The organism is Frankia sp. AgB32 (assembly GCF_023243045.1).
In the GTDB taxonomy this organism is placed as follows: domain Bacteria; phylum Actinomycetota; class Actinomycetes; order Frankiales; family Frankiaceae; genus Frankia.
Window position 1 is genome coordinate 48,464 of the sequence record NZ_JALKFX010000041.1, and the last position, 6,369, is coordinate 54,832.

The 6,369-nt window shown below is 70.7% G+C and carries 5 protein-coding genes and 1 pseudogene; 4 read left to right on the forward strand and 2 right to left on the reverse strand.

Annotated features, from left to right (window positions below; genetic code table 11):
• Nucleotides 1–32 precede the first annotated feature (32 nt).
• From MXD60_RS14665 to MXD60_RS14675, 3 genes are all read left to right on the forward strand, one after another.
• Nucleotides 33–1,019 (forward strand): quinone oxidoreductase family protein, encoded by a 987-nt coding sequence (locus MXD60_RS14665; protein ID WP_248819616.1) that lies wholly within the window; start codon nt 33–35, stop codon nt 1,017–1,019.
• A 187-nt stretch (nt 1,020–1,206) separates the two neighbouring features.
• Nucleotides 1,207–3,510, forward strand: a complete 2,304-nt coding sequence (locus tag MXD60_RS14670; RefSeq protein WP_248819617.1) for a DUF6777 domain-containing protein — start codon at nt 1,207–1,209, stop codon at nt 3,508–3,510.
• Nucleotides 3,511–3,525: 15 nt separating this feature from the next.
• Nucleotides 3,526–3,765 (forward strand): SbtR family transcriptional regulator, encoded by a 240-nt coding sequence (locus MXD60_RS14675; protein WP_248819618.1) that lies wholly within the window; start codon nt 3,526–3,528, stop codon nt 3,763–3,765.
• Here MXD60_RS14675 and MXD60_RS14680 read toward each other — a convergent pair.
• Nucleotides 3,758–4,720, reverse strand: coding sequence for an AraC family transcriptional regulator (locus tag MXD60_RS14680; RefSeq protein WP_248819619.1), 963 nt, complete (start codon nt 4,718–4,720; stop codon nt 3,758–3,760). The genes MXD60_RS14675 and MXD60_RS14680 overlap by 8 nt on opposite strands.
• Before the next feature lie 136 nt (nt 4,721–4,856).
• On the opposite strand from MXD60_RS14680, the gene MXD60_RS14685 reads away from it, so the two are divergent.
• On the forward strand, nt 4,857–5,657 hold the full coding sequence (locus MXD60_RS14685; RefSeq protein WP_248819620.1) for an SDR family NAD(P)-dependent oxidoreductase: 801 nt from the start codon (nt 4,857–4,859) through the stop codon (nt 5,655–5,657).
• A gap of 30 nt (nt 5,658–5,687) precedes the next feature.
• Here the strand turns inward: MXD60_RS14685 and MXD60_RS14690 are convergent.
• Nucleotides 5,688–6,236 (reverse strand): annotated as a pseudogene (locus tag MXD60_RS14690) (helix-turn-helix transcriptional regulator); the annotation flags it as partial.
• Nucleotides 6,237–6,369: the final 133 nt, after the last annotated feature.

Genomic DNA, 6,369 nt, shown 5'->3' on the forward strand with positions numbered 1-6,369 from the left:
GCTCCAGTTAGTTGTGTCGTCGGGAGGCGTCCATGCGTCGTGTCCGCTACTACACCTATGGCGATCCGGAGGTCCTGACCGTCGAGGACGCCGACATCCCCGAGCCGGGGCCTGGACAGGTGCTCGTGCGGGCGACCGCCATCGGCGCCAACTTCGTCGACACCAGGCTGCGTCGCGGCCCGGCGAGTGGGCCGATCTTCGCCCGGCCACTGCCGGGGAAACTCACCGGCGACGTGGTGGGCACGGTCGAGGCCGTCGGTCCCGGCGTGGCCGCCGAGACGCCCGCAGGCCTGCTCGGTCGGCGGGTGGCGACCCTGTCCGAGGACGCGTTCGCCGAGTACGTGGTGGCCGACGTCGACTGGCTCGCCGAGGTTCCGGAGGCTCTCGACGAGGGGGCCGCGAGCATGCTGCCGGTGGGCGGCGCCACCGCGCTCGGTGCGCTGCGCGCGGGACGGCTGGTGCCGGGTGAGACGGTGCTCGTCCATGCCGCCGCCGGTGGCATCGGCCACCTCGCGGTGCAGCTCGCGAAGGTGCTGGGCGCGGGCCGGGTGATCGCCACCGCCGCCGGCCCCGCGAAGCTCGCCTTCGCCCTCGACCACGGTGCCGACGTCGCCATCGACTACTCCGAGGACGACTGGCCCGACCAGGTGCGCAGGGCCGCGCCCGGCGGGGTCGACGTCATCCTCGACTCGATCGGCGGACAGACGCTGCTGCGTGGCCTCGACCTGCAGGCGCCGTGGGGCCGCACGGTCCTGTACGGAGTCGCCTCCGGTGACTTCAGTGCGATTCCGGTGACCAGTCTGTTCACGCTTCGCTCCGTCGTCGGGTTCTCCCTGCTCGCCTGGCGGGCGGCGGACGCCGAGGCGGCCCGGCGCGACGTGGCGGACCTCACCGAGCATTTCGCCGCCGGCCGGCTGCGCACGACGGTGCACGCGCGCCTTCCCCTCGACGACCCGGCCGCCGCGCACCGCATGTTCGAGGACCGCGCCCACCTCGGCCGCATCCTGCTACTTCCATAGCCGACGGGTGGGTTGCGGGCGACCGCATGCTTTCCCATCTCCGCGAACCAACCCTCCGCGTCGAGTACTCCACGAAAACTGTCTCTTCTGGCGGTCTGTCAAAATTCCCGGTGATCCTGGCGCCGACCAGCCCGCGAAAACCGTCCCCGTGATTGAACGGGGGTGGGCGCATGGGAGCATTGTTCGCGTGGAGCACGTCGGGGGCGAATCGGTTTCGAGCTACGATTTTCTTATCAGCTTTGACCGGGAGGTCGAAGCCTGGGCGCACTGGATCGCCTGGCAGATCGAGGACACCATGCCTGTCAACGGGCAGGCGGCGCGGTGCTTCTTCGAGGGCTGGGACGTCGTCCCAGGTGCGAGCACGATCGGTGCCATCGACGAGGCCCTGCGCCAGTCGACCCGGGTGGTGCTCGTCCTCTCGCCCAGCGCGATGTCGCCCGACGCGGGCAGCGGCGGCGCCTGGCAGGCGGCCTTGTCCAACCGGACCGAGGACGGTCTGCCCGCTGTCGTGCCGGTCAGGGTCATCGACGGCAGGCCCCGCGGAGTGCTTCAGAACCTGCGCTACGTCGACCTGGTCGGGTTGAGCGAGGCTGACGCGATCGTCGCTCTGCGGTCCGGACTGGGCCACGCGGTGAGCGGCACGCGGCCGAAGTCGTCGGAGTCACCGCCCTTTCCTGGCCGGCCGGGGTTTCCCGGCGGGCCGGTCGCCGAGGGCGCGGCGAGCAACGACAGTCGTGCTCCGTCTCCGATGACGCCGGGCGGGATGGACCGGTCGGACGGCACGGTCCAGGCAGATGTGATCTCCGCTGCGGACACGGCCGGAGCCACCCGCCGGGCGGGCCCGGCCGACCGACCGCGACGCCGGAGGTGGCTACCTCCCGCCGCGGCCGTCCTCGTGGTGATCGTCGTCGCGACTGCGATCACCTACGTCCTGGAACACCGTGTCGGCAGTGTGGCCGTCGGGGGAACGCTCAACGTCGCCCTGGCACCAACCCGGACACCCGGTCCGAATCCGTTCATGCCGGCGGTTGGAGATGATGTTTCGGGGGTGAAGCCGCCTACTGCGCACGGGAGTCGGGTGGCGAATACCCCGGGGCTGTTCGGCGGAACCCGCGACAACGCCCGTTGTGACTCGTCGACGATGAAGACCTTTCTCCATAAGCATCCGGATCTTCTCGCGGCCTGGTCCGCTGTTCTCGGTATCAAGCCGGCTGGCCTTGACGATTACGTGCGAGGGCTGACTCCGGTCACGCTCCGAGCCGACACCGCCGTCACCAACCATGGTTTCAAAAACGGTCGGGCCACCACCGTCCCGGCAATCCTGCAGGCCGGCACCGCCGTCCTGGTCGACGCCCACGGCACGCCCGTCGTCAAGTGTTTCTGCGGCAACCCGCTGACGCCGCCGGTCCGTTACTCCACCGCCGAGTACACCGGACCGAGGTGGTCCGGCTTCACCGAGAACAACGTGGTCAGCGTTCAGCCGGTGGCTGCCCCCGTCCGCGAGTTCGTGCTGGTCGACACGCAGACCGGAAAGCCGTTCCAGCGAACGGTCGGAACCTCCGGAACTCAGGACCAGGACTACGCAGGGAAGGCCGGCGGCTGCGGCGGCGCGGGCACCAGCCCCGAGGGCGGGGGTCTCCAGCTCGTCGTGCTCTCCGGTGAACTGTCCTGTGCGGAGGCCCAGCGAGTGCTGGCCGCGTATCACGCGACTCCGCCGCAGGAGCAACAGGGATCGGGTCGTTATGCGACAGTCGACGGCTGGCAGTGCAATGTCCACAGTATTGCAGCGATCGAACAGGACGGCCGCGTGGATTTCTGTCAGCGCGGCAATGTAACCTTCGACACGGAGCGTGCGCTGACCGTATCGGCCGTATCGACCGGGCCGCTCACTCACCAATGGACCGGTGCGAGGCTCGCCGAAGCCCTGCTCCCCAGCGAGTTCTATTTCCCGGGAGTGTATTCTGGCGGCCCGTCCGGGCCGCTGTCCAGCGGGAACTCGGGTAGCACCATCGGTGCCCCGGCCGGCCCATCGACTGGCGGTGCCAAGATTGATTGCCAGTCGCTGACGCCGCAGGGAAACTCGGCGTTCTCGGCGTCGCCGAACAGCTTTCCAGGCGAAAACGCGAATGCCTACGTGGCGTATGTTTCCGACGCCGTCGGCTTCGCGACCGAGATAATGCAGTTCGCAACCGAAGCCGACGCTTCGAAACTCCTGGCGGCAGTTCGGGACGGGGTGCAGCGGTGCGCCGGCACCGAGAGCCGGGCCGCCAGGCCCGACGAGATATCCTTGGCCGCTGTGGACGGCTACCCGGCCGTAAGTTACCGGATCTATTCAGACGCAACGCAACGGGTTCTGTTTGTGGCCGACGGGGTGGATATCGTCTGTGTCACGGTGTTCCTTGGGGCCGACAACGTGGCGGAGCCCGCCAAGCCGACGCTGCCGGCCGCGGCGGACGCGATCATGGCTGGAATCGCTACCCTCGGCGGCTGATGGAGATCGCGGCCTGTGGGCAGGTTCGCGCGCTACGACATCGAGTCCGTGGCGGTGGCCGCCGGCGTCGACGTGTCCGCACGGTTGCGTGAGCTGCTGTCCCGCGCTCAGAAGGCGGTAACGGTCCGCGCCGATGTCGGCCACGACGCCGTGAAGGCGCTGACCGCTGTCGCTCTGACGCGACCAGGCGATGCCGCCACGCTGGATCCCGTCGTCGCCGTCAGCTGTGACGGCCTGCGCTGCGGGCTCACCTGACCTCGCCGCTGCGGGCACCCGGGGTGCCCGGGCTGTCCGGATCTTCGCTGGTCCGGTCAACGCGGCGGTACGCACCGGGGGCGAGGCCGTACTCCCGTTTGAACGCTTTGGCGAAGGCGAACTCGGACGTGTAGCCGACCTGGCACGCGACGGCGGACAGCGGTGCGTTCCGCTGCCGCAGCAGGCGGGCCGCGCTGGTCAGCCGCCACCGGGTCAGATAGGTCAGCGGTGGTTCACCGACCAGCGCGGTGAACCGGCGGGCGAACGTGGCCCGGGCGAGCCCGGCCTCGGCGGCCAACTGCGCGACCGTCCATGCTCGCGCCGGATCCTGATGGATGCGATGGAGGCTGGCACCGATCGCCGGGTCGGTCAGCGCCCGGCTCCAGCCGGTCGGATGGTCCTCCTGCCAGGCGCGCAGGATGTAGACGAGCAGGGCGTCGACCAGCGTGCTGATGATCGCCTCCGCGCCCGGCTCCTGCTCCTCGACCTCGGCGCCGAGCAGATCCACCGCGGTGTGCAGGCCGTGCCGGCGCCGGTTCGGCAGGTGCACCAGGTCGGGAAGCGTGGCCAGCAACGGATGCGGCCGGCGGGGATCGATCCGGTAGGCGCCGGAGAGCAGGACCGTTCGTGCTCCGGACGGAGAGCCGGCAAGGTGCTGGTGGCCGATCCGTCTGGTCTGCTGCCCGGGGTTCATGCGAAAGGCGACGGCCGGGCCGGCCGGGTCGTCGGCCAGGACGTGCTCACCGCCGCTGGTCAGCATCGCCACGTCGCCGGGTCGCAGTTCCAGCGGCGGCTCGTCGGCCCTCGTCAACCAGCAGGTGCCCTGCAGGACGACATGGAAGCCGAAGCCCTGGTTGCCGCCGAAGCGCAGCCCCCAGGGGGCGTGGGCCTGGGTGCGCGCGCACAGGGTCGGCCCGTTTTCCAGCACCGCGAGCACATCGGTGAGGACATCCACCCGATGATCATATCTGGTCGAGATGCATGGTGAGCTTGTTGGACATGAATTCGGCGATATCAGGCATGGTCCGTCGCGCCTGGGCGGCACTACCGTGAAGATCGAAGCAGTCCCGGACAGTAAGGATCGGAAACTCATGGATCTGCAGTTGCGTGACAAACGGGCGCTGGTTACCGGCAGCTCCAGCGGTATCGGTCGAGCCATCGCGATCGGCCTGGCCGGGGAGGGCGTCGCCGTCGTGGTGCACGGCCGGGACGGCGAACGGGCGCGGGCCACCGCCGACGTCATCGTCACGGCCGGCGGAGCTGCCGCGGTGGTGGTGGGCGACCTGTCCGACGAGGCCGCCGCGACGCGGGTCGCCGCCGAGGCCACCGCGGCCTTCGGCGGCCTGGACATCCTGGTCAACAACGCCGGCGCGGCCTACGACGCCGGCTGGACCGGGGCCACCACCGCCGACTGGAGCGCCCTGTACGAGGCCAACGTCGCCACCGCGGTGCGCCTGATCCTCGCGCTGACCCCGCCGATGCGGGCGGCCGGGTGGGGGCGCGTCATCCAGCTCGGCAGCGCGGCGAACTCCTACCCGCTGCCGGTCCGGGCCGCCTACAGTGCGGCCAAGGCGGCGCTGACCAACCTCACGGTGGGCCTGGCCAAGGAACTCGCCGGCACCGGGATCACCTCGAACACCGTCAGCCCCGGCCCGACACTGACGGAGGGATTCCGGGAGTTCGCCGGCGTCTTCGCCAGGAGCCACGGACTCGACGACGCCGACGCTGCCATCCGCATGCTGATCGACGGCCCGCTGGCCAGCCCCGCGGCCCGGCTGACCACGCCGGCGGAGATCGCCGCCCTGGTGGCCTTCGTCGCCAGCCCGCTCGGCGCCTCCATCAACGGCGCCAACCTCCGCATCGACGGGGGACTGATCCCCACGGTCAACTGACCCGGTGGTTGTGCGGCGCCGAACCGCGCGTCAACCCGTCTGGACGGGACCGGGTGCTGTCTCGTGCCGGGCTCTGCTCCGGACGCGGTAGCGGCCGGGAGGGATGGCGCGGTCGCGGGAGAAGGCGCGGGAGAACGCGTACTCGGAGGTGTAACCGACGGCGCGGGCGATGACCTCGATCGGGTCGTCGGTGTCGCGCAGCCGGCGGGCGGCCAGGTCCATGCGCCAGCGGGTGAGGTAGGCGGCCGGGGTCTCCCCGACCAGGGCGGGAAAGCGGCGCGCGAGGGTGGCGCGGGAGACGGCGACGTGGTCCGCGAGAGAGTGCAGCGTCCAGGCGCGGCCGGGGTCGGCGTGCAGGGCGGTGAGCGCCGCGCTGGCCACGGGGTCGTTCAGGGCCCGCAGCCAGGAGGCCGACGGCCCGGCGGAGGTGGCCTGGAGCCAGGCCCGCAGCACATGGATGAGCAGGACATCCACGAGCCGGTCGAGCAGCGTGGTGGTGGCCGGCCCGGGCTCGGCGAGTTCGCCGGCGAGCAGCCGGACGGTGTCGGCGAGCGGGCCGGGGCCGGGGGGGGCGGGGGGGGCGGGGGGCCCCCCCCGGGGAAACATCGCGGCCCGCCGCGAAGCCGATCAAAGAGCGGCGAGCACGACGGGCCGGCTCGTGGACCTAACGCACCACAATAAGAACCATTTGATCTTGGTTCAGGGACCCGAA